The following is a 19,985-nucleotide window of genomic DNA, read 5'->3' as shown; positions in this document are numbered from 1 at the left end:
GTATCCATGACCCTGCGAAACGACGGAGGAAGCGGTCATGTCCGACGCAGCAGCAGCAGAACAGACATCGACGAAGAGGGGCAGCAAGCCGCTGTTTCTGGGGCTTGGCCTGGCGGCGATTCTCGGTGCCTGCGGATTCGTCATCACCTATACCGGCCTGCTTCGGGGCGGCGCGTCCGGGCATGGCGAGACCGCGCAGACCAGTCACCTTCAGCCGACAAGCTACGTGCCGATAGAACCGATCCTGATTTCGCTCAGCCACGGCGCCCGGCCACGACATCTGCGATTCCGAGCCGAGCTCGAGGTCGAACCGAACGAACAGCACAATGTCGAACTGCTGATGCCGCGCGTGCTTGATGTCCTGAACAGCTATCTGCGCGCGGTGGATGTCGAGGATCTGGAACGTCAGACGTCGCTGATCGGCCTCAGGGCACAGATGCTGCGACGGGTCCGGCTCGTTGTCGGCGAGAATCGGGTCCGCGACCTTCTCGTCACCGAATTCGTCCTGAACTAGGAGGCTGCAATGTCCCTCATCGCCGATTTCCTGCTGATCGCCGCCGCATTGAGCGCCGCGCTCTATTGCCTTGTCCTGTCGCGGCGGTTGCGCAGTTTCACCAACCTCGAAAGCGGCATGGGCAGCGCAGTCGCCGTGCTTTCGGTTCAGGTCGACGAACTGACGAAGGCGCTCGAAGGCGCTCGTCAGACATCGCAAAAATCGGCCGAATCGCTCGAACAGCGCACCCAGAGGGCCGAGGCGGCGGCAGCGAGGCTGGAACTGCTTCTCGCCTCGATGCATGACATCGAGATCGAGGCCCGCAATGGCAGCAATGGGGCCGCAAGATCGGTTCGGCGGCGGCGGCGCACCGGTACCGCTGCCCTGCCGGAGGAGGCCTGATGGCCGGCCCCGCAGCTTCGCGCGGCCGCGTGGGCCGCAGGCCGGGCCGCGGCGCACTTGGCCTGATCGCAGCGCTGTTTCTTGCCTCGGGAGCGCTGCGAATTGTCGATGGCACCGGGGGCGCGCTCGCACGCGGCTTCGAAGCGATCGCCTCGTCGACACAGATCCTCGATGCCAGCAGTGGCGCCCTGGCGAGTTGCAACGAAGATCCCGAGGTTCGTGCCGTCCTGAAATCACTGCGCCAGCGATCGCAGGAACTCGACGCCCGCGAAGCGCAGATTGCCCAACGCGCGCAGAGCCTGAGCCTTGCCGAAGACGAGATTCAGTACAACCTTGCAGCGTTGATCGAGGCCGAAGCCTCGCTCAAGGACACGATCGCCCTGGCCGACGGCGCGGCCGAGACCGACATCGCCAGACTTACCGAAGTCTACGAAAGAATGAAGTCGAAGGAGGCCGCGGCGCTGTTCGAGACCATGGATCCGGTATTCGCCGCCGGTTTCCTTGGCCGGATGAAGCCTGAGGTCTCTGCCGCGATCATGGCCGGGCTTTCGCCGCAGGCTGCCTACACGGTCAGCATCGTTCTGGCCGGGCGCAACACCAGCGTGCCGACAGAATAGTCGCGGGATCAGGCAATCTTAACCCGAGCCTGCCAGTGATGAGGCGCGCCCAAATGTGCGGAGAGACGGATGATCGGTATAATCGGAATCGCGATAATATTCGTCATGGTGTTCGGCGGCTATCTCGCGGCCGGCGGCAAGATGGCCATCATCCTGAAATCCTTGCCCTACGAGTTCACAATCATCGGCGGTGCCGCGGTCGGCGCCTTTGTGATCTCGAACGACGTCCCGACGATCAAGCACACGCTCAGGGACATCGGGCGGGCGTTCAAGGGGCCGAAATGGGCGCCGCAGGACTATCGCGACCTGCTCTGTCTGCTCTTCGAGCTGATCCGTCTGGCGCGCCAGAATCCCGTGGGTCTCGAGGAACATATCGAGGCACCGGCAGAGTCCGCGATCTTTCAGCGCTACCCGAAAATCCTCGCCGACACGGAAGCCGTGGATCTGATCTGCGACACGTTGCGTTCGGCGTCGATGAACTATGACGATCCGCACCAGGTCGAGGACATCCTCGAAAAGCGGATGGAAGCAAACCACGCGCATGCCCTTCACACCAGCCATGCCCTGCAGATCGTGGCAGATGGCCTCCCGGCGCTTGGGATCGTTGCCGCCGTGCTCGGGGTGATCAAGACCATGGGGTCGATCGATCAACCGCCCGAGATCCTCGGCAAGCTCATCGCCGGCGCGCTGGTCGGCACGTTCCTTGGCGTCTTTCTCGCCTATGGCCTCGTGGGACCGTTCGCCAGCCGGATCGGGGACATCACCAAGGAAGACAGCCATTTCTATCGCCTCATCTGCGAGGTTCTGGTCGCAAATCTGCACAATCACGCCACCAACATCTGCATCGAAGTGGGGCGCCAGAACACGCCAAGCCACATCCGCCCGACCTATTCCGAGGTCGAGGAGGCGCTGAAAAACGCCAAGCACCAGGATGCGGCATGAAACGGGCCGTTGCGGCTGCCACGATGCTGGCCCTGTTCGGGTCGGCATCGGCCGGCGAAACCGTCCGGGTCCTGTCGGGGGAACACGACGATTTCACCCGAATCGTCCTGATCTTCCAGGCCCCTGTCACCTGGAGCGAAAGCCGCGACCGGGACGGATTCGCCATCCGCTTCGACCGCAGCGACATCTCACCCGATCTGTCCCGGATCTTCGACCGGATCCCGCGCGACCGGATCTCGGAGGTCAGCTTCAACCGCTCCACCGCTACATTGCGGCTTGAAAGCGACTGCAATTGCCTGATCACCGTGTTCAAAGCTGGCAAGAACACCATCGCGATCGACGTCAAGTCGAACCCGGACCCTTCTGCATCCGACCTTCGGCTCCCCCTGGATCAGCCTGGCACTGCCCTGCCCGCCATCGCAAGCCCCGAGCCGACCATCCCGACCGTACCTGCCCAGAGCCTCCAGAAGATCCAGGCACTGCAGGACTCGCTCGTTCTGCAACTCGGTCGCGCGGCCTCTCAGGGCTTGATCGAGATCGACCCCGTCCCCGGGCCCCCGCGCTCGCTCGAAGAGCTCGCGGGCCTTGCATCTCCGGCGACAAGGTTCGATCCCGATGCCTGGGTGCACCTGCGCAGCCACACGGTTATCGACTCGGCTCTGCCCGGACTGAGCAATGCGGCTGTCCTCGCTGCGTCCCCGGCCTGTCCCGATCCGTATTATCTCGACGCCTCGAACTGGGCCGGGTCGGACGATACCTCCCTGTCCATCGCCATGGCCCGCTCCGGCGTCGTCGATGCACTGGATCGTCCGGATCCGGCCGGGATCGAAGCTTTGGCCAAGGCCTACCTGCGCTTCGGCTTCGGCGCCGAGGCCGAAGCGGTGATTCGCGAATTCCCGGGGGCTGTCGCGCACCCCGACATCCTGACCGCAGTCGCCCAGATCATGGACAAGGGTCAGGCCGACGACGCAACACCGCTCGTTCGCATCGCGGATTGCGATGGTCCCTATGCCCTCTGGGCGGTTCTGGCGCAGGGCGACCGGGCCGCTGCCTTCGACCGCGACACCGACGCGCTCCAGCAGTGGTTCTTCCGGTTGCCGCCAGATCTGCGCGGTCACCTCGGACCGATCCTGGCCAGGCGTCTGCATGCGTCCGGGGACGTGAATGTCGCCCGCTCGGTGCGTGATGCCACCGCACGGACACTCGGCGCCCCCACGGCAGACCTCGTCGTCCTGGACGCACAGACCGGGATGACCCGCACATCGCCGGCGATCGAGCAGGCGGAACTCGAATCGATCCTTTCCACGGCCGGGGTCGAGACCGGGCCGGCCCTTGTCGAACTGCTGCGGCGCCGGACCGCGGCAGGAACGACGACCGAGGACCTGGTCGTTCTGGCCGAAAGCCTCGCTTTCGAGGGGGGCGCCTCCGATCTCTCGGTCGACCTGCTCGAACAGGCCGTACCCGGGCGGGCACAGATCGGCGATCTCAAAGGCGCGCTCGCCGACTTCATGGCGCTGGACCAAATCCTTCCGGAAAGCCCCCGAACGGATCGTATCCTTTCCGCGATCTTCCTGAATGGCGCGAAAACCGAGGATGATATCGGCCTGCTTGTCGCGACCGAATGGCTGGTGCGAAATCGCCGGGTCGAGCACCTGTCGCAAGATGCCGCTGCCGCGGCGTCGGAACGGCTTCTGGCACTTGACCTTCCGGACGAGGCCGACCGCCTTCTTGCCCCTTTTCGCGATACCGATGCGGTCGATATTCGCCAACTGCGGGCTCGCGCCGCCATGATGAAAGGCGATCCAGCGATGACGCTGTCGCTTCTTGCCGGCGAGGCCGACCCGGAAAGCCGGGAACTTCGGGCTGAAGCCCTGCTGCGGCTCGGCAGCTACGAGAAGGCGACAGAGTTGTTTGAAAGCGTCGATCGTCTCAAACCGGCAGCCCGCGCCGCCTGGCTATCGGCCGACGCCGAGGCGATCGCCCGGCTCGGCTCCGACGGCGAACGGGGCTTCATGGCATGGCGCGAGAACAAGAACGGCACCGCTGCCGGCACCGCCAGTGCCGCCATTGACCTCGGCGGAAGCCCGGACAACGCCGGCCCGCGAACGGGCATCGACACGGACCCCGGCAGCAGTATCGAAACCGGGACACCCGTGCCCCTCGGAGGCTTTGACAGTCAGCGTCCGAGCCTTGCCGCCGGACGTACGCTGCTCGCGCGCAGCAGCGATCTGCGGATAGTGATCGCCACGCTGCTGAGCGAGACCGGTGTCAGCGGCGACTGACGTGAAGAGCGCCAAGGCCGATCCCGCGGTAACGGCGGATAAAGGGAAGCGCGCTATTTGAGTGGAGTGACCAGAAAGGTTTCCATATGCGCAGGCACCGAGGCCAATGGCGGATTGCCGACCGTGGGCGACTGACAGTGAAAGGCATCTTGGCGCTTGCCGTGTCGTCTGCCTGTATCTGCGGCGGGCTCGGGGCCGGCGCATCCGTCAATCCCTGCCTTCGCTGGGCCGAAGTCGCCGCTGCCGAAACGGGCGTCCCGGAAAACGTTCTTCGTGCAATCGCGCTAACCGAAAGCGGCCACACGATCGGCGGTGAGTTCTCGGCATGGCCCTGGACTGTCAACGCGGCCGGCCAGGGCAATTGGTTCGCCACCCGCGGCGATGCCCTCGCCTTTGCCCGCAGCGAATATGATCGCGGCAACCTCAACTTCGACATCGGCTGCTTCCAGCTGAACTATCGCTGGCACCGACGTAATTTCCCCTCTGTCGATGCCATGTTCGACCCCGCCGGCAATACGCGGTATGCAGCGGCCTTCCTTCTGCGCCTGCACGAAGAACTTGGCAGCTGGGAAGCGGCCGCAAAGGCCTATCACTCCCGCAACCCGGCCTTTTCCGAACCCTATTTCGCTCGGCTGAAGCACTTTCTGAACCCGGCGGACACACCGCCCGAACGGCAGCCTGCGCCGGCCGAGGATCCGGCTCCCCCACCCGGCCCGCTGCTGGCCCATCTCAACCGCATCCCCCTTGTCGAGGAACAGGCCGGGCGTCACCGTCTTGGGTCTCTCGTTCCCCCCGGTCGCCGCACCGACTTTACCCTCGCCTCTGCGACACCAATGGCTCGATGACCCCATGAACATTTCCGCCCTCCGCCAGCACGTCAACCCAACGGTTCTGTTCGCCGTCGCGCTGATGGCCGTCATCATCATGATGATCCTGCCGATGCCGGCCTGGGTTCTCGATGTCGGTCTTGCCACGTCCTTCGGACTGGCCATCCTGATCTTCACCGTGACGTTGTTCATCGAAAAGCCGCTCGACTTCTCGTCTTTCCCCACTGTGCTTCTGGCCTCGCTGATGTTGCGGCTGTCGCTCAATGTCTCCTCGACCAAGCTCATCATCGGCGAGGGGCACACCGGCACGGCAGCGGCCGGCACCGTGATTCAGGGCTTCGCAATGTTCGTGATGCGCGGCAGCGTCTTCCTGGGCCTCGTGGTCTTTGGGGTGCTGCTGATCGTGAATTTCATCGTCATCACCAAGGGCGCGGCCAGAATGGCCGAAGTCGGCGCGCGCTTCGCGCTGGACGGGATGCCCGGCAAACAGCTTGCCATCGACAGCGACATGTCGGCCGGCGCCATCAACCACGAAGAGGCGCGCGCGCGGCGCGAAAAGGAACAGGCCGAAACGAATTTCTTCGGCTCGCTCGACGGGGCGTCGAAGTTCGTCAAGGGCGATGCCGTCGCCGGGCTGCTGATCACCCTGCTCAACCTGATCGTCGGCCTCGTCATGGGACTGTTCGTCCATCACATGCCGATCGGTCGCGCGCTCGAGACCTATGCGATCCTCACCGTTGGGGACGGGCTGGTCTCGCAGATCCCGGCCGTCATCATTTCGGTCGCGGCGGCCCTGCTGTTGGCGCGCGGCGGCGAAAAGGGCGCCAGCGACCTTGCCATCCTGGCGCAGTTCGGGCGTCATCCGGCGGCGCTGGCGACCGTCGGCTTCCTCATGCTGATCTTCGCGCTGGTCCCGGGCTTTCCCTTCCTGCCCTTCGTGACCGGGGCCGCGGTTCTGATCGGCGCCTCCTATCTCAGCTATCGCAAGGCACGGGAAAGGACATCGGCCGATGCCGCCGAACGGACCGCCGCGGCGCCCACGCCGCGCACCAAACCGATCGGCGACGTTCTCGATCTCGACGACATCCACCTCGAATTCTCGCCCGATCTCGTCGCGATGGTTCTCGACCCCGCGACCGGCCTCGATACCCGAATTGCGAACATGCGGACCCATGTCGCCTCGTCCTACGGCCTGATCCTGCCCGAGGTCCGGCTGACCGACGATCCCGCTCTGCCATCCGGCACCTACGTGATCCGGATCCACGGCGTGGCCCAGGTAAAGGCACGGCTGCGCCCGGACGGGCTGCTGGCGCTGGCAACCGGCGCGCGCGACGACCTTCCGCCCGGCGAGGATGTTGCCGAACCCGTCTATGGTGCCCCCGCGCGCTGGATCTCGGGTACCGACCGCGAGGCCGCGGCGCTCGGCGGGATCACCATCGTCACGCCCGCCGAGGTTCTCGCGACCCACCTTCTGGAGGTCGTCAAACGCAGCTTCCCGCGCCTGATGACGCTCAAGGCGTTGCGCCGGTTGCTGGGCGAGTTGACCAACCTGTCCGATCCGGCACGGGCCGAAGCCAATCGCAAGCTGATCGATGAACTGGTGCCAGACCGTGTCCCCGTCGATCTCCTCCTCGCCGTCCTGCGCCTTCTGCTCGAGGAACGCGTGTCGATCCGAAACATGCCGCTGATCCTCGAGACGATTGCCGAGGCACGCGGCAGCTACACCAACCCCGAGACGATCTGCGAATATGTCCGTCAAAGGCTCGGCTTCCAGATTATCTCCCAGATCCGGCGCGAGGACGGGACGCTCCCGCTTTTGCAACTCGCCTCGGAATGGGAAGACCGGTTCGAGCGCTATCAGATCCAGGGATCGGGCGAGAATTCCGATGTCGCGCTGCCGCCCGAAGACTTCGGACGGCTCGCTGCGGGCGTTGCCGACAAGCTGTCGAAAGCGGCCGAGAGCGGGGTCCATCCGGCAATCGTCACCTCGGGCAAGCGCCGGCGGTTCCTGACCTCGGTGCTCGCGGCCAAGGGAATCCAGGTGCCGGTGCTGTCCTTCGAGGAAATCGGGCTCGATGCACGTCCCTCCATGGTCGGGGTCGTCCCGTCGTGATTGACGCGTTTCAGACGCTGCTCGATCTCGGCGGGACCAGCCTGCTGGAAGCGGCGAGCGTATTTCTGCGCATCGGCGCCGCGATGGCGCTTTTGCCGGCCTTCAGCGAGCGGATGATCCCGGTGCGCATCCGCCTGGCGGTTGCGCTGGCGTTCACCGCCGTCGTGGCGCCGGCGGTCGCGGCGGCGCCCATGCCAATGGAGCCATCGGGTTTCGTCAGACTGCTCGGCACCGAGACGCTGGTCGGCCTTGTCTTCGGTCTCGCGCTGCGCCTTCTCGTCATGGCACTTCAGATCGCCGGCTCGATCGCCGCGCAATCGACCTCGCTTTCGCAACTCCTGGGGGGCGCCGCGACCGAACCGTTGCCGGCCTTCGGCCATGTTCTGGTGATCTCCGGCTTTGCCCTCGCCACAATTTCCGGCTTGCACGTGCGCATCGCCGAAGCCTTCGTCAACAGTTATCAAGTGGTCCCGCTCGGGCAGTTGCTCAGCCCTGACACCCTGGCGGACTTCGACATCGCCAAGACGGGCCAGGCCTTCTCCCTCGCGTTCTCGCTCGCGGCTCCCTTCGTCATTGCAGCCTTCATCTACAACCTTGCCCTTGGCGCCATAAACCGCGCGATGCCGCAACTGATGGTCGTGCTGATCGGCGCTCCGGCTATAACCGGCGCAAGCCTTGCCATGCTGGCCTTGCTGGCGCCCTTCATGCTGCAAATCTGGATGGCTGCGCTCGATGCCGCCCTGACAGATCCGCTGGGAATGCCGTGATGGCCGACGAGGACCAGGAAGACAAACAGCACGAGCCGAGCCAGAAAAAGCTCGACGATGCGCGAGAGAAGGGAGAAATCCCCAGATCCGCCGATCTTTCCACCGCCATCGCCTATTCCGGCTTCTTTTTCGTCGCGACGTTCGGCGGCCAATGGGTGGTAACCCGGCTTGGCGACGCCGGCATGATGATCCTCTCCCAACCCGATCGCCTCAGCGACCGCCCGGTCCCGGGATCAGGGGGGCTTCCGGTCACCCAGTTTCTGTCCTGGCTCGGCATGACGCTGCTGCCAGTATTTGCGGTTCCTGCGCTTCTGGTGCTGGTCAGTCTGGTTGCCCAGCGCGCCCTGATCTTCACCCCGTCAAAACTCCAGGTGAAACTCTCTCGTATCTCGCCGCTTCAGAATGCCAGGAACAAGTACGGCAAGAACGGCCTGTTCGAGTTCTTCAAGAGCCTGGCAAAGCTCATCGTCATTTCTGCCGCACTGGCCTATTTCCTCTATTCCCGGCGCGCCGACATTGCTGCCTCCATGGTTGACGAGCCGGGAACCATTGCACGCCTTCTGGGACAACTTGCGGTGCAGTTCCTGGGACTGGTGGTTCTGCTGGCCGGGCTGATCGGCGGGCTCGATCTGTTCTGGCAACATCGTCAGCATCTCGATCGGAACCGGATGTCGCTCAAGGAGTTGCGCGACGAGGCCAAGGATGCCGAAGGCGATCCCTACATGAAACAGGCGCGCCGGCGCAGAGCGCAGGAAATCGCGTTGAACTCGATGCTCGCGGACGTTCCGACGGCCAGCGTCATCATCGTGAACCCTCAACACTACGCCGTCGCGCTGCAATGGAACCGTTCCTTCTCTGGACCGCCTGTCTGCGTTGCCAAGGGCGTGGACGCGATGGCCGCACGGATCCGCGAGATCGCGATGGAAGCCGGCGTTCCGATCCACCGCGATCCGCCAACAGCCCGCGGCCTCTATGCAACGACCGAGGTCGGCGCGCAGATCGAGGCCACACATTTCGGCCCGGTCGCCGTGGCCATCCGCTTTGCCGAAAAGATGCGGGCGCGCGCGCGTCGACGCATGACACCCTAGAGATTGCCCGAAATGAAGAACGAGCCAAAGACCCTCGCACGACTCTCGCAGATCACCGAAGCGCTGTGGCTTGCCCGCAGCGAGAAGCTTCAGAAAGCGGCAGAAGCCGAGCAGGCACTTTGCGCGACGATCGACGCCCTCCGGACGGAACAGAGGCATGCGCTGGAGACTTTGGGAGAAGCCGCCAATCTGGATCATGGCCATCTGCATTCGTTGAGCCGGTGGCTGAAATGGAGCGAAACCGAGTGCCGTAACCTGAATGGTCGGCTGGCGCGGGCACGCGCCGAGCTGTCACAGGAGCGGGCGGCAGCGCGGCTGGCTTTCGGCAAGCACCGGGCGGTCTGCGAACTGGCCCGTCATCGTCGCTGACCTTTCTGGTCAGCCGCAACGTCGCGGTCCAGCAGCCCCGGCGCCACAGAGCGGCTGCTAATGCTGTCGGTGGCCGACCTGAACTCCTGCATCCCTCCATTGCGATGCTGTCTCCTGCATCGTGCGGCCGAAGCGCCGGTGTCCGGCCTCAACGCCTGTCCACGTCAGGTCCTGCGTCATTCGGGGGCGAACAAGTCGGTCCAGCGACGGTTTTAGCTGTTCGCGGAGAAATGCCTGCACGATCATGTCTTTGTGTTTGCCGTTACAAAGCTGGCGGCTGTGCCGGACCCGGCGAGCGCACGATCCGACAGCCAAGATCATGCCGCCGTTGGCGCTCCCGGAGCCGTCTGAAGCGTACCGTCGACAGCACTTCCCGTTTCACAGCCTGGTCCTGTGAAGCTTGCCCGAGCCCGCACACGGCATTCATTCGTAGTCCCCGTTCCGCCCGACGCGCCGCACTCACTGGACAATGAAATCGGCGTGGAGCGCGCCGGCCGCCTTGATGCTCTTCAGGATGTCGATCATGTCGCGTGGCGCCACGCCAAGGGCATTCAGACCCGCGACGACCTCGGCCAGCGACGTTCCGCCCGGCACTTCGGCCAGCCCGATGCCGGGATCTTCCTGGATCGACGCCGTGGACCTGGGGAGGACCACGGTCTGGCCCCGAGCGAACGGGTTCGGCTGCACCGCCACAGGTGCCTCCTCGATGCGAAGTGTGAGGTTGCCCTGCGAGACGGCAACACGCGAGATCCGCACGTCATCGCCCATCACGATCGTACCCGAGCGTTGGTCCACCACGACCTTGGCGCGACGCTCGGGTTCGACCTGGAGGTTTTCTATCCGCCCGACAACCCGGGCGGGCGATCCCGACGCTGCCGTGCGCACGTCGAGTTCGACGGTACCGGCGTCAAGCATGCGGGCCGCCGGACGGCCAAGCGAGCGATTGATGGTCGCCTCGATCCGACCTGCCGTTGTGAAATCGGGATCCCGCAGCGCCAGGCGAATGGTCTCCAGCGCGCCAAAGTCGAAATCGATCTCGCGTTCGACGCGGGCGCCGGCCGGAATGACACCTGCCGTCGGAACCCCGGTTGTGACGCTGGCAGCGTCGGCTTGCGCGGTGACGCCACTGGCGATCAACGTGCCTTGCGCAACGGCATAGATCTGCCCGTCGGCCGCCGTCAGCGGGGTCATGATGAGAGTTCCGCCCATTAGGCTGTTTGCATCACCGATAGCCGAGACCGAGACATCGATACGGCTCCCCGAGCGGGAGAATGACGGCAGGACCGCAGTGACAAAGACAGCAGCGACGTTCTTCGCACGAAACTGTTCGCCTGACACGTTGACGCCCAGCCGTTCCAGCAAGCTTGCCATGATCTGTTCGGTGAACGGAGAATTCCGCAGGCCGTCGCCGGTCCCGTTCAGTCCAACGACAAGCCCGTAGCCGACCAGGTCATTGCCGCGTACGCCATCGAACTCGACCAGATCCTTGATCCGGATCGGGGCGGCCGGTGTCGGAACGGCAGCAAGTTGCAGGAGCAGGAGCATGATCAGGCAACGCAGCATCACAGGTAATCCGTCAGCCGGAGGGCCGATGTGCGCGCGGTGAGGGTATAGAGGATCTCGATCTGCGATTCGATCTGCCGGAGCTCGCTCGCCCCGTCGAATTCATCCTTGGTCACGAACGCGAGGAGCGCGGTTGTCATCGCCGAGGATTCGCTGGCGTTGGCGACGGATGCGGCCTCGATCCTTTCCTCGACGAGCCCGACACTCGCGCGCAGATCGAGAAGCGCTTCGTTTCCGGCAATCAGCGTCTTGCCGGCCAGCCGGGCGAGGTCCATCTGTTCAGCGGCGTTGCCGACAAGCGGGCCGTCATTGACCAGAACCGCCAGAGTGGCACCCTTCAGCATCTCTCGAAACTCGTCGTCCGCGGCAGTCACCTGCAGCGCCACGCTACGGTCGGATCCAACCTGCATCGATGCAAGCGGTTTGTCAGACCCGAGATAGGCAATTGTGTCGAAGTCCGCGCCCGGAGCAAACCAGGCATCGACGGCCGCAGCCACACCCGCTGCCGTCGTTGCGCCAGACACCGCGGTCTTCACCGCGTTCAGGATATCGGCGCCGTCGATCACTGCAGCCCTGTCGGTCGTGGCGCCGGCAAACAGCGAACGGCCGGCATACTGGGTGTTGAGCTTGTTGGTGATGAAGGTGAAATCCTGGCGTGCCTCCTCTGCCAATGCGCTGGCCTGAGTAATCGTTCCCGCCCCTCCGGCCGCGATGAATGCGGTCGAGAGATCCGAGGTCAGATCGTGGATCGCACCGAGCGAGTCCTGGACCGCACCGGCAAACCCGGCGGCTTCGGTTGCCGAGATCTTGAAGGCGTCGAGGCGGGAAATGCTCTGCTGGATCGCCGAAACGGCCCGAAAGCTGCCGTCCACGGCGGTCTCGCGCGCAGCGACCCGGCCGCTCGACAACTCGCCGACCAGACGCGACAGGTCGCCCCGCAGCCGGCTGCTGTTGCTGCGGAGAAGAAGGTTCGACGCGAGATCGCTGATCGACGTGATGGTCATGATTCAGATCTCCAGAATTTGCTGAATGAGGGTGTCGATGGTCTGAACGACGCGGGCATTCGCGGCATAGGCTTGCTCGATCAAAAGCAGCTTCTGCATCTCGTCATCGGTATCGACGCCATTTTCCAGTTCCTTGGTCGTCAAAGTGTCCACCTTGGCGCTCTGGAAGGCCTTCTCGCCATCGGAAATCTGGTATTTGGCCTCCGCCTCGGACAGGAAATCGGAGACAAGGTCTGCAACCGAACGGGGCAATCCGGCGGATGGCCCGGACCGGACGACGCCGCGTTCGGTGAGCCGCATTTCCAGTGCCGAAAGCAGCGAGGAATCGCCCACCGGTCCGGCGCTTGTCGCGCCGAGACCGTCACGGAGCCGCCAACTGTCTCCACCCGCCTCCGGATTGACCGCCGCATTCACCCGAAGGCGACTGGCCACATTTGTCTCGTGTGTCGGATCGAACGCCGCTCCGAGATCGGTGAACAGCCCGGCGTCGCCGGCGGTGAGACTGGTGTCGAGTGTCCCGTCCTGAAATCGCTCGATCAGGTCGCGCGCCAGGGCATCGATCGTCGATTGCGCGCCGGGCGCAATCTGGTCGCGAATTTCAAAGGCTGCTGAGAGTTTTCCGCCGCTGATCTGGTTATAGGACCCGCCGATCGAAAGCTGAAAGCCGTTCACCGATATCCCGGAAAGATCGCCCGCCTCATAGGAGTCGAACGGCGTTATCTGTGCGGATCGTTGGAACGCGACAGTCGCCGCCTGACCATCGACCAACCCCACCCCACCATAAGTATAAAGAGCAACCTGTCCGTTGACGCGGCTTGCCTGACGGACCGGCACGATCTCGGAAATCGAATCGACGATCGCCTGGCGCTGATCGAGGAGTGCCGAGGCGTCGCGATCCGAAGTTGCGGCCCGCGCGATCTGTCTGTTCAGATCCTCGACCTGATCGAGGTAGCCGTTGAGCTGCCCGACCATCGTCGCGATCTCGGTGTCCGCCTGCTGGCGCAGTGTCTGCACGTCGCTCGCCACCGAATTGATCTGATCCGCAACGGACACGGCAGCGGACACGGCCTGGTCGAGCCGGACGGTTTCGTCCGGACGGCTCGCAGCAGAGATCAGTGCCGTATCGAGCTGATCGATCCGATCGGCGAGCGATCCGTTTTCGGTCGGATAGCCTATCGCCTCCTCGATACCCAGCCAGGCATCCGCCAGGAGGCCCGCATTGGAGAGGCCTGCCTCTGCCTCGCGTCGATCCGACGTTACCCGATCGTCGACTGCACGGCTCACGCCATCGATGATCACGCCGCCGGATTGACGCGCCGACAGCGACAATTCCCGTCTGGCATAGCCGTCGGTCATGGCATTGGCGACGTTGCTGGACACGACGTCGACGGCGCGCGACGCCGCGGTGAGGCCGGACAGGGCATTGGCCATTGAGCTCGACAGGGTCATCCTTTACGTCTCCTTCGCAGTGCCTCAACGCTTGATGTTCGTGGTTTCCTGCAGCATTTCGTCCACGGTCTGAATGACCTTGGCGTTCGAGGAATAGGCGCGCTGGGTGCGGATCAGGTCGGTCAGTTCGCTGGCGACGTCGGTGGCGGATTCCTCAAGAGCATAGCCCACGAGATCGCCGACAGGGCCATCGCCCGCGTCCCACAGAAAGAAGGATCCGCTGTCGCGGGTGGCCTGATACGTCTGACTGTCCATGGCGTTGAGGCCGTTCGGGTTGGCGACGTCCACCAGCGGAACCTGATAGAGCGTCCTGGTGGTTCCGTTTTCGAAATTCGCCAGGACATAGCCGTTCTCGTCGACTTCGATCGACGTCATCGCGCTGACCGGTGCGCCGTTCTTGGCGATCGTGGTCGGAACGAACCGATCGGAGAGCTGAGACGTCACATCGCCGGTGCCAAGGGCCCCGATCTTGACCGTGATAGATCCGTTGGCAACCGGGACTTCGATCGTTCCTGCAACCGGATCGTAGGTATCGACCCCTGTGGTCGTGACCGACAGCAATGTGCCGCCGCTTGTCGCGGCATTGTCGAACACAAAGTCATATTGCGCGACCGTCGCACCCGCCTGGGCGGAATCGGTGATGGTCAGTGTCCAGGTGTTGGTCGCGGGATCTGTCGCTGCGGAGGGGAGGCTTGGCGTATAGGAGAAAACCAGGGATTGCGACGCCGCCATGCTGTCGAAGTATTCGACCGGCAAGGACAGCGTGTCGCCCGTTGCGCCATATTCGGTCGCGGTTGCAGGAAGGTTCAGACCGACCGACATCTCGGTCGTGGGCTCCCCCGCAAGCTGGTTGAGGCTGATCTGGACGGGCTGCAGCGCATCGGCAGTGTCGCGAGGATAGTTCGGGATGGTGCCATCGGCGCTGGCCGGCCAGCCGAGCAGGACCAGACCGGATTGGGTGCGAAGATAGCCGTTCTCGTCGGTTCTGAACGACCCGGTGGTCGTCAGGAGCATCGGCACGTTGCCAGACCCGCCGAGTGCCGTCGCCTTTGTCACCGGCAGGAACCCTCGGCCGCGAACCGCAAGGTCAGTGGCATTCGAGGTTGTGATGATGGGTCCTGACTGGTCGATCGCGCGGGATGTCGTGGCACGCACGCCACCGGCGGAATAGCTGCCCTCGCCGTCCCCGGTGACCAGGGAATGAAATGTCGTCTCGCTGCGCTTGTAGCCGTATGTTGATGAATTGGCGATGTTGTCCGAGATTGTGGCCAGCTTGGTGGCGTTGACGGAAAGCCCGGCCACACCGGCATTCAGCGAGGAAGAGATGGTCATGGCAACGCCCTTTCAGAGTTTGCAACCCGAGTCGGCGGCACTATGGGCGCCTTCCCTTTAATGCCGGACTAACGCAGACCCGGCTCTGGCACTCGTGGCAGTGCCGAGATGGGCGCTGGCGGTTTTCGGGGTGCGAAAGCAGGCTCGGGCGGGACCGGAAGTGACCAATTTCGACCATCGGGGTGACGGCCCGGGTCCCGCGACCTCCACGCAGGGCCTGCAGGGCTTTACGGCAGATCTGCTGTCAATCGCGTTGCCCCTGTCCGATGGATTTCTCGAAGCGCGGAACGCGTTCCCGGCATGGCGTCTCGGCGAGCCACTCCTGGTCAAAGCCAGACGGTGCCGCCCCCCCTTCGCAACTTTCCGTGCAAAGGGACCTGTGGCCCTAGAGATCCGAGCGCAGCAGGACCAGTTCCAGCCGATCGTTGCGCACCGACATCGGATTCTCGACGGCGAGATCGTGATCGGCATGGCCGCTGACCCTTTCCACACGTTCGGACGGAAACGGGCCGGTCAGCAGCACGCGGGTTTCCTCGGCGCGTTCGACGGAACGATCCCAGACCGGGTTGTCGCGCAACACCAGAGCATAGGACCGGCTGTGGCCCTTGATCGCCACCTCGTTGCGCGTCAGCGAGAACACTCGGCCAACCATCGCCACCAGCTCTCGCAGGATCGGTGTGGGGTCCGCGGTATCGACCTCGAACAAGGGTTCATCCTCGGTCGAGAAAAGTTCCACGACGAGCCCCTCGTCGGTCACCCGGGTCACGATGTGTCGCAACGCATTGCGCGTGACCATGCTCTCGCCGCCGCCGCCGAGCAGCATTTTCTCCATTTCGCGGAACGTCTTTTCGTCGTTGCTGACAGACTGGCCCGAAGCGCCAGCCTCGCGTCTGGCCGGATTCCGGTTCGAGGCACCGATGCCGTTCTGAGCCAGCGTGTCCTCGGTAAACACGCTGTCGCCGCCGAGGCTGCCATCGCCGCCGCCGGAGACGCGGTTCAGCGGGATCGTCGGCGAGAAATAGTCCGCGATCCCCTTGCGCTGCTTTTCCGTCGTCGCATTCAGCAGCCACATCAAGAGGAAGAATGCCATCATGGCGGTGACGAAATCGGCATAGGCAACCTTCCACGCCCCGCCATGGTGGCCATCGCCCGCGATGACCTTCTTCCGTTTGATGATGACCGGCGCGTTTGTTCCGACGCTCATGCCACGACCTCGTTGGACACCCTGATCCGCTGTAGCGACTACGCATGAATGAAACGTTGACCGATCCCCGCCCGGGAAATGCCGACGCACCGGCAGCTCTGACAAAAACGCACACGAACTTTACAACAGTTAACAATGAAACTGCATCAAAACTGTTGCCGAGGCTTCGAAACCGATTTAGGAGTGCCACGTGTTCTTTGTTTCGTCCTTTCTGGCTCCCTCAGTAGCGAGTCCTTAACGACGTTAGGTCATACATCATGTTCGGAAGCTGATCGTATCGGCTCCTATGAGGTTCAGGCCGGGCAGTGAGCGCGCGCAGCTTGAGCAGTTTTCTTTGTTCGGAGTATTCGCGATGAATGCGACAGTATCAGTATCCTCAGATCAGATGACGTCCAATCTTGGCCGGACGACGGCGGCCTGGGCCAACAGTGTCTATTTGCGCGGGGTCAAGCGCGCGTTCGATCTGGCGCTTGTCCTTTTGACCGCCCCAATCTGGGTTCCCGTCGTCGCCGCCTTGGCGGCGCTTGTCGCTCTGGACGGAGCGTCCCCATTCTTCTTTCAGGACCGTGTCGGTCGGGACGGTCGAAAATTTCGCATGGTCAAGCTCCGGACCATGGTTCCCGACGCCGAAGAAAAGCTTGGAAAGCTGCTTGCAGCGGACCCGGAGCTCGCCGAGGAATGGCGGGTTTCGCAGAAGCTTCGTCATGATCCCCGCGTAACGGCAATTGGCCGTTTGCTGCGCCGTACATCGCTGGACGAACTGCCCCAACTTTGGAACGTCATGACTGCCGACATGTCACTGGTCGGACCGCGTCCCATGCTTGTCAGCCAGCAGGACCTTTATCCCGGCACCGCCTACTATCGGTTCCGCCCCGGGATCACCGGCGCCTGGCAAATTCACGGCCGCAATGAGTCGAGCTTCTCCGGTCGCGCCGCCTATGACAATTTCTATGCGAGGAAATCGTCGTTCGGCGTAGACTTCTCGATCCTGATGCGCACGGTCAACGTTGTGCTCCGCGGATCGGGTGTCTGAACTTCAAGCGACGGCGCCGCGCGGGCCGGGGAACGGTCCACGCTGTTTTGAAAACGGATTTTCGATGAGAGTGTCTGGGCGCGGCCGGAATTGACCGTCGCGCCTTTTACGTGACAAGAGATTGGCTGCAGGCGTCCTTCCCCTTTGGCCCGAACGCGCCGACCTGTCAGCAAGGTTCGACCCTAGGGCGCCAGAGCTTGACGACGCAGGCAGCGCGCGACATCGAACGGCTCGACCACACCCCATACCAGTGCACGTCGAGATCCCATGCAGCCGCATCGGAAAGCTTCGATAATGCAACACTATCGGGCTTAAGCGCAGGATCTGGCTGAAAACCTTCGCCAAGCCCCTTGGCCTGATATAGTCCGGCTAACGATGCTCAGGCTTCGATCCGGGAAGGATCGGTATGTCTCTGGGCGAACGAAATGGAACAAGACGAGGGTGGCAGAATGATCGCAAGGATCGTTTTCGTTCTAATCGCTTTGGTGTTCGGCTTCGGCACCGCGCAAGCGCAAGGCGTGTATCAGATTCAGCCCGGCGACACGTTGGCCGTCGAGGTCCTCGAAGATACCACGCTGAACCGGCAGGTGCTTGTTCTACCCGACGGCACCGTCAACTTCCCCATGGCCGGTACGGTACGTGCCGGTGGCCGCACCGCCGAACAGTTGGAGCGCGCAATCACCAGCCGGATCGGCAGCAACTTTTCGGTGACGCCCACGGTCTATGTCTCGGTCGTCGGCCTGTCGGACGTCGAGACCACGGCCAGCACAGATCCCAATTCCTATGTCGTCTATCTGGTCGGCGAAGTGAACGAACCAGGCCCCAAGGCCGTTACCCCCGGGACCACGTTCCTGCAACTTCTGTCGCAGAGTGGCGGATTCACCAAGTTTGCCGCCACGAAACGGCTGCAGCTTCGCCGCACCGACCCGAAGACGGGCCGGCAGCGGATGTTCAAGATCAACTATCGCGCCATTTCGCAGGGCGCCCAGGTCTCGACCGATCCGGTCCTCGTCGAGGGTGATATCGTTCTGATTCCGGAGCGTCGCCTGTTCGAGTGACCGAGGTGCGCGAAATGTCCTTCATCAGCGATCAGCGTCCGACGTTCACGGCGTCCCGTAGCCGTACGGGCCTCGCCCTTGTCGCCGCCATTTCCGCGACTGCGGCCACCGCACAGGAGGCCGGCCGGACCGGTTCCGAGTTCTATCTTGACCTGGTCACTGGCGCGGTCGGCAACGACAACTATTATTCGATCGAAGAGCCCACCGGAAACTCGTTCTACTGGAACAACGATTTCGAGTTGGGCTACAGCAGCCAGACCAAGGGATCCTCGTTCGCATTCGCAACCGGCGGGGTCCTGAACATCGGGTCCTTCGCGAATTCTCCGGACAACGAGAACTATGATTTCAAGGACCCGTTCGTCGAACTTGCCTATGGCAAGGAGTCGAAGGATGCCAAGCTGGGGCTGACCGCCCGCTATGACCAGACCGACAACTCGTTTCGCGTCAACAGCGACGAGGACCTGACCAGCAGCGACCTGATCATCGATAGCGGCACTCGGGACCAGTTGAGCTTGGGGGCCGATCTGGAGTTGGGCCGCAACGGACCGATCAACTTCATCGGTGGCCTCGGCTATATCCAGAATCGCTATCACGACACGACGAATTCGAACCTTTCGAACAACGACAGGACAGATATCGGCGTACAGTTCAGCTTCGAGTTGTCCCAGACCCTCGCTCTGCTGGTGTTGGCCAACTACTACGATCAGGACAATATCTCCGACACAAAGCCGGACTGGACCACGACCTCTGCTGGTATCGGACTTGAAGGATATGTGAACCCCACACTGTCGTTCCGCACGACACTGAGCTATGGGCGGAACGAGACGACAGAGACGGTAAGCGGCGAGCGCAAGACCACCACGATCGAGCGGCCGGTATTCGAGTTTCAGTTGCAGGAAGCTCGCCCCAACGGTGCGATCACGGCATCCTTCAACAGCCGGCTGGAGACGACCGGGCTGATCAACACGCTCTTGTTCGGGCGCCGCTTCGAGACCAGGGCCGGTGTGCTCGCTTTTGCACTCGGTGCCACCAGTACCGAGAATGGCGATATCTTTCCGGGCGGCAATGTCGACTGGCTGCGCGAATTTAAACGCTCGCAGGTCAATATGACGTTCAAGCAGTCCATTCGCGTCAACGACGAGGATGAGGAAGTGCTGAACTCGTCGCTTCGGTTCGGATACCGTCAAGAGGTCACGAACGCCTCGGGGTTCAATGTTGCGCTGAACCTTGCCGCTTCCGAGGGACTGAGCGGAGACACCAACGATTATCAACAGGCGGGACTCACCGTCGACTATTTCCACGACCTGACCGAGGACTGGCAACTGATTACCGGCTATCGGCACAACTACAGCAACGACAATGATAAACTGACCACCGAGAACGTCGTCTTCGCAACCTTTGGCCGCCGCTTTTCTTTCCGGCCCTAGTGCACAGGCGGCAAC

18 protein-coding genes are annotated in these 19,985 nt (G+C 63.1%); 13 read left to right on the top strand and 5 right to left on the bottom strand.

The genetic code is table 11. The features are described 5' to 3' along the window. The first annotated feature begins 37 nt into the window (after nucleotides 1-37). The 10 genes from fliL (at nucleotide 38) to DQG17_RS11365 (ending at nucleotide 9,900) form a co-directional block, all read left to right on the top strand. Nucleotides 38-514: a flagellar basal body-associated protein FliL gene (gene fliL, locus DQG17_RS11410; protein WP_116132958.1), complete on the top strand. Its 477-nt coding sequence runs from the start codon at nucleotides 38-40 to the stop codon at nucleotides 512-514. Between the two features lie 9 nt (nucleotides 515-523). Continuing rightward, nucleotides 524-895, top strand: coding sequence for a hypothetical protein (locus DQG17_RS11405; protein WP_198666093.1), 372 nt, complete (start codon nucleotides 524-526; stop codon nucleotides 893-895). Then, nucleotides 895-1,512 carry a MotE family protein gene (locus DQG17_RS11400; protein ID WP_116132957.1) on the top strand — a complete coding sequence of 206 codons (618 nt, stop codon included), beginning with the start codon at nucleotides 895-897 and terminating at the stop codon, nucleotides 1,510-1,512. The genes DQG17_RS11405 and DQG17_RS11400 overlap by 1 nt, the downstream gene beginning before the upstream one ends. Nucleotides 1,513-1,581: 69 nt before the next feature. Further along, a complete protein-coding gene (motA, locus tag DQG17_RS11395) occupies nucleotides 1,582-2,454 on the top strand; it encodes a flagellar motor stator protein MotA (RefSeq protein WP_116132956.1) in 873 nt (290 codons plus the stop codon). Then, nucleotides 2,451-4,736 carry a lipopolysaccharide assembly protein LapB gene (locus DQG17_RS11390; protein WP_116132955.1) on the top strand — a complete coding sequence of 762 codons (2,286 nt, stop codon included), beginning with the start codon at nucleotides 2,451-2,453 and terminating at the stop codon, nucleotides 4,734-4,736. The genes motA and DQG17_RS11390 overlap by 4 nt, the downstream gene beginning before the upstream one ends. A 137-nt stretch (nucleotides 4,737-4,873) precedes the next feature. Further along, nucleotides 4,874-5,581 carry a transglycosylase SLT domain-containing protein gene (locus DQG17_RS11385; protein WP_157973589.1) on the top strand — a complete coding sequence of 236 codons (708 nt, stop codon included), beginning with the start codon at nucleotides 4,874-4,876 and terminating at the stop codon, nucleotides 5,579-5,581. A gap of 4 nt (nucleotides 5,582-5,585) precedes the next feature. Then, complete coding sequence (gene flhA / locus DQG17_RS11380) at nucleotides 5,586-7,676, top strand: flagellar biosynthesis protein FlhA (RefSeq protein ID WP_116132953.1); 2,091 nt, start codon at nucleotides 5,586-5,588, stop codon at nucleotides 7,674-7,676. After that, nucleotides 7,673-8,443 (top strand): flagellar biosynthetic protein FliR, encoded by a 771-nt coding sequence (locus DQG17_RS11375; protein ID WP_369908020.1) that lies wholly within the window; start codon nucleotides 7,673-7,675, stop codon nucleotides 8,441-8,443. Before flhA ends, DQG17_RS11375 begins: the two co-directional genes overlap by 4 nt. After that, nucleotides 8,443-9,531: a flagellar biosynthesis protein FlhB gene (locus tag DQG17_RS11370; RefSeq protein ID WP_116132952.1), complete on the top strand. Its 1,089-nt coding sequence runs from the start codon at nucleotides 8,443-8,445 to the stop codon at nucleotides 9,529-9,531. Before DQG17_RS11375 ends, DQG17_RS11370 begins: the two co-directional genes overlap by 1 nt. 12 nt (nucleotides 9,532-9,543) lie before the next feature. Further along, nucleotides 9,544-9,900, top strand: a complete 357-nt coding sequence (locus DQG17_RS11365) for a hypothetical protein (RefSeq protein WP_116132951.1) — start codon at nucleotides 9,544-9,546, stop codon at nucleotides 9,898-9,900. 459 nt (nucleotides 9,901-10,359) lie between these two features. Here the strand turns inward: DQG17_RS11365 and DQG17_RS11360 are convergent, their stop codons facing one another. The 5 genes from DQG17_RS11360 to DQG17_RS11340 all read right to left on the bottom strand — a co-directional run bounded on the left by DQG17_RS11360 (nucleotide 10,360) and on the right by DQG17_RS11340 (nucleotide 16,452). Continuing rightward, entirely contained in the window at nucleotides 10,360-11,463 is a 1,104-nt protein-coding gene (locus DQG17_RS11360; RefSeq protein WP_116132950.1) for a flagellar basal body P-ring protein FlgI, read from the bottom strand. Beyond that, nucleotides 11,463-12,467, bottom strand: a complete 1,005-nt coding sequence (locus DQG17_RS11355) for a hypothetical protein (protein WP_116132949.1) — start codon at nucleotides 12,465-12,467, stop codon at nucleotides 11,463-11,465. The genes DQG17_RS11360 and DQG17_RS11355 overlap by 1 nt, the downstream gene beginning before the upstream one ends. Before the next feature lie 3 nt (nucleotides 12,468-12,470). Further along, nucleotides 12,471-13,916, bottom strand: coding sequence for a flagellar hook-associated protein FlgK (flgK, locus tag DQG17_RS11350; RefSeq protein WP_116132948.1), 1,446 nt, complete (start codon nucleotides 13,914-13,916; stop codon nucleotides 12,471-12,473). A gap of 24 nt (nucleotides 13,917-13,940) precedes the next feature. Next, nucleotides 13,941-15,248, bottom strand: a complete 1,308-nt coding sequence (locus DQG17_RS11345; RefSeq protein WP_116132947.1) for a flagellar hook protein FlgE — start codon at nucleotides 15,246-15,248, stop codon at nucleotides 13,941-13,943. Nucleotides 15,249-15,633: 385 nt separating this feature from the next. After that, nucleotides 15,634-16,452: a flagellar motor protein MotB gene (locus DQG17_RS11340; RefSeq protein ID WP_116132946.1), complete on the bottom strand. Its 819-nt coding sequence runs from the start codon at nucleotides 16,450-16,452 to the stop codon at nucleotides 15,634-15,636. Nucleotides 16,453-16,804: 352 nt separating this feature from the next. Between DQG17_RS11340 and DQG17_RS11335 the strand changes: the two genes are divergently transcribed. From DQG17_RS11335 to DQG17_RS11325, 3 genes are all read left to right on the top strand, one after another. Next, nucleotides 16,805-17,485 (top strand): sugar transferase, encoded by a 681-nt coding sequence (locus DQG17_RS11335; RefSeq protein ID WP_116132945.1) that lies wholly within the window; start codon nucleotides 16,805-16,807, stop codon nucleotides 17,483-17,485. A gap of 449 nt (nucleotides 17,486-17,934) precedes the next feature. Beyond that, on the top strand, nucleotides 17,935-18,543 hold the full coding sequence (locus DQG17_RS11330; protein WP_116133174.1) for a polysaccharide biosynthesis/export family protein: 609 nt from the start codon (nucleotides 17,935-17,937) through the stop codon (nucleotides 18,541-18,543). Nucleotides 18,544-18,557: 14 nt separating this feature from the next. After that, nucleotides 18,558-19,970, top strand: a complete 1,413-nt coding sequence (locus DQG17_RS11325) for a hypothetical protein (RefSeq protein WP_157973588.1) — start codon at nucleotides 18,558-18,560, stop codon at nucleotides 19,968-19,970. Nucleotides 19,971-19,985 lie beyond the last annotated feature (15 nt).

It is taken from the genome of Tropicimonas sp. IMCC34043 (assembly GCF_003390845.1).
In the GTDB taxonomy this organism is placed as follows: Bacteria; Pseudomonadota; Alphaproteobacteria; order Rhodobacterales; family Rhodobacteraceae; genus Tropicimonas.
The sequence above is the reverse complement of the archived record's forward strand: the minus strand, read 5'-3'. Positions and strand labels throughout refer to the sequence as shown.

What these genes read in the sequence shown, in the direction of transcription:
- fliL (WP_116132958.1), top strand. Translation starts at nt 38, where the DNA reads ATGTCCGACGCAGCAGCAGCAGAACAGACATCGACGAAGAGGGGCAGC.
- DQG17_RS11405 (WP_198666093.1), top strand. Translation starts at nt 524, where the DNA reads ATGTCCCTCATCGCCGATTTCCTGCTGATCGCCGCCGCATTGAGCGCC.
- DQG17_RS11400 (WP_116132957.1), top strand. Translation starts at nt 895, where the DNA reads ATGGCCGGCCCCGCAGCTTCGCGCGGCCGCGTGGGCCGCAGGCCGGGC.
- motA (WP_116132956.1), top strand. Translation starts at nt 1,582, where the DNA reads ATGATCGGTATAATCGGAATCGCGATAATATTCGTCATGGTGTTCGGC.
- DQG17_RS11390 (WP_116132955.1), top strand. Translation starts at nt 2,451, where the DNA reads ATGAAACGGGCCGTTGCGGCTGCCACGATGCTGGCCCTGTTCGGGTCG.
- flhA (WP_116132953.1), top strand. Translation starts at nt 5,586, where the DNA reads ATGAACATTTCCGCCCTCCGCCAGCACGTCAACCCAACGGTTCTGTTC.
- DQG17_RS11370 (WP_116132952.1), top strand. Translation starts at nt 8,443, where the DNA reads ATGGCCGACGAGGACCAGGAAGACAAACAGCACGAGCCGAGCCAGAAA.
- DQG17_RS11365 (WP_116132951.1), top strand. Translation starts at nt 9,544, where the DNA reads ATGAAGAACGAGCCAAAGACCCTCGCACGACTCTCGCAGATCACCGAA.
- DQG17_RS11360 (WP_116132950.1), bottom strand. Translation starts at nt 11,463, where the DNA reads ATGCTGCGTTGCCTGATCATGCTCCTGCTCCTGCAACTTGCTGCCGTT.
- DQG17_RS11355 (WP_116132949.1), bottom strand. Translation starts at nt 12,467, where the DNA reads ATGACCATCACGTCGATCAGCGATCTCGCGTCGAACCTTCTTCTCCGC.
- flgK (WP_116132948.1), bottom strand. Translation starts at nt 13,916, where the DNA reads ATGACCCTGTCGAGCTCAATGGCCAATGCCCTGTCCGGCCTCACCGCG.
- DQG17_RS11345 (WP_116132947.1), bottom strand. Translation starts at nt 15,248, where the DNA reads ATGACCATCTCTTCCTCGCTGAATGCCGGTGTGGCCGGGCTTTCCGTC.
- DQG17_RS11340 (WP_116132946.1), bottom strand. Translation starts at nt 16,452, where the DNA reads ATGAGCGTCGGAACAAACGCGCCGGTCATCATCAAACGGAAGAAGGTC.
- DQG17_RS11335 (WP_116132945.1), top strand. Translation starts at nt 16,805, where the DNA reads ATGAATGCGACAGTATCAGTATCCTCAGATCAGATGACGTCCAATCTT.
- DQG17_RS11330 (WP_116133174.1), top strand. Translation starts at nt 17,935, where the DNA reads ATGATCGCAAGGATCGTTTTCGTTCTAATCGCTTTGGTGTTCGGCTTC.
- DQG17_RS11325 (WP_157973588.1), top strand. Translation starts at nt 18,558, where the DNA reads ATGTCCTTCATCAGCGATCAGCGTCCGACGTTCACGGCGTCCCGTAGC.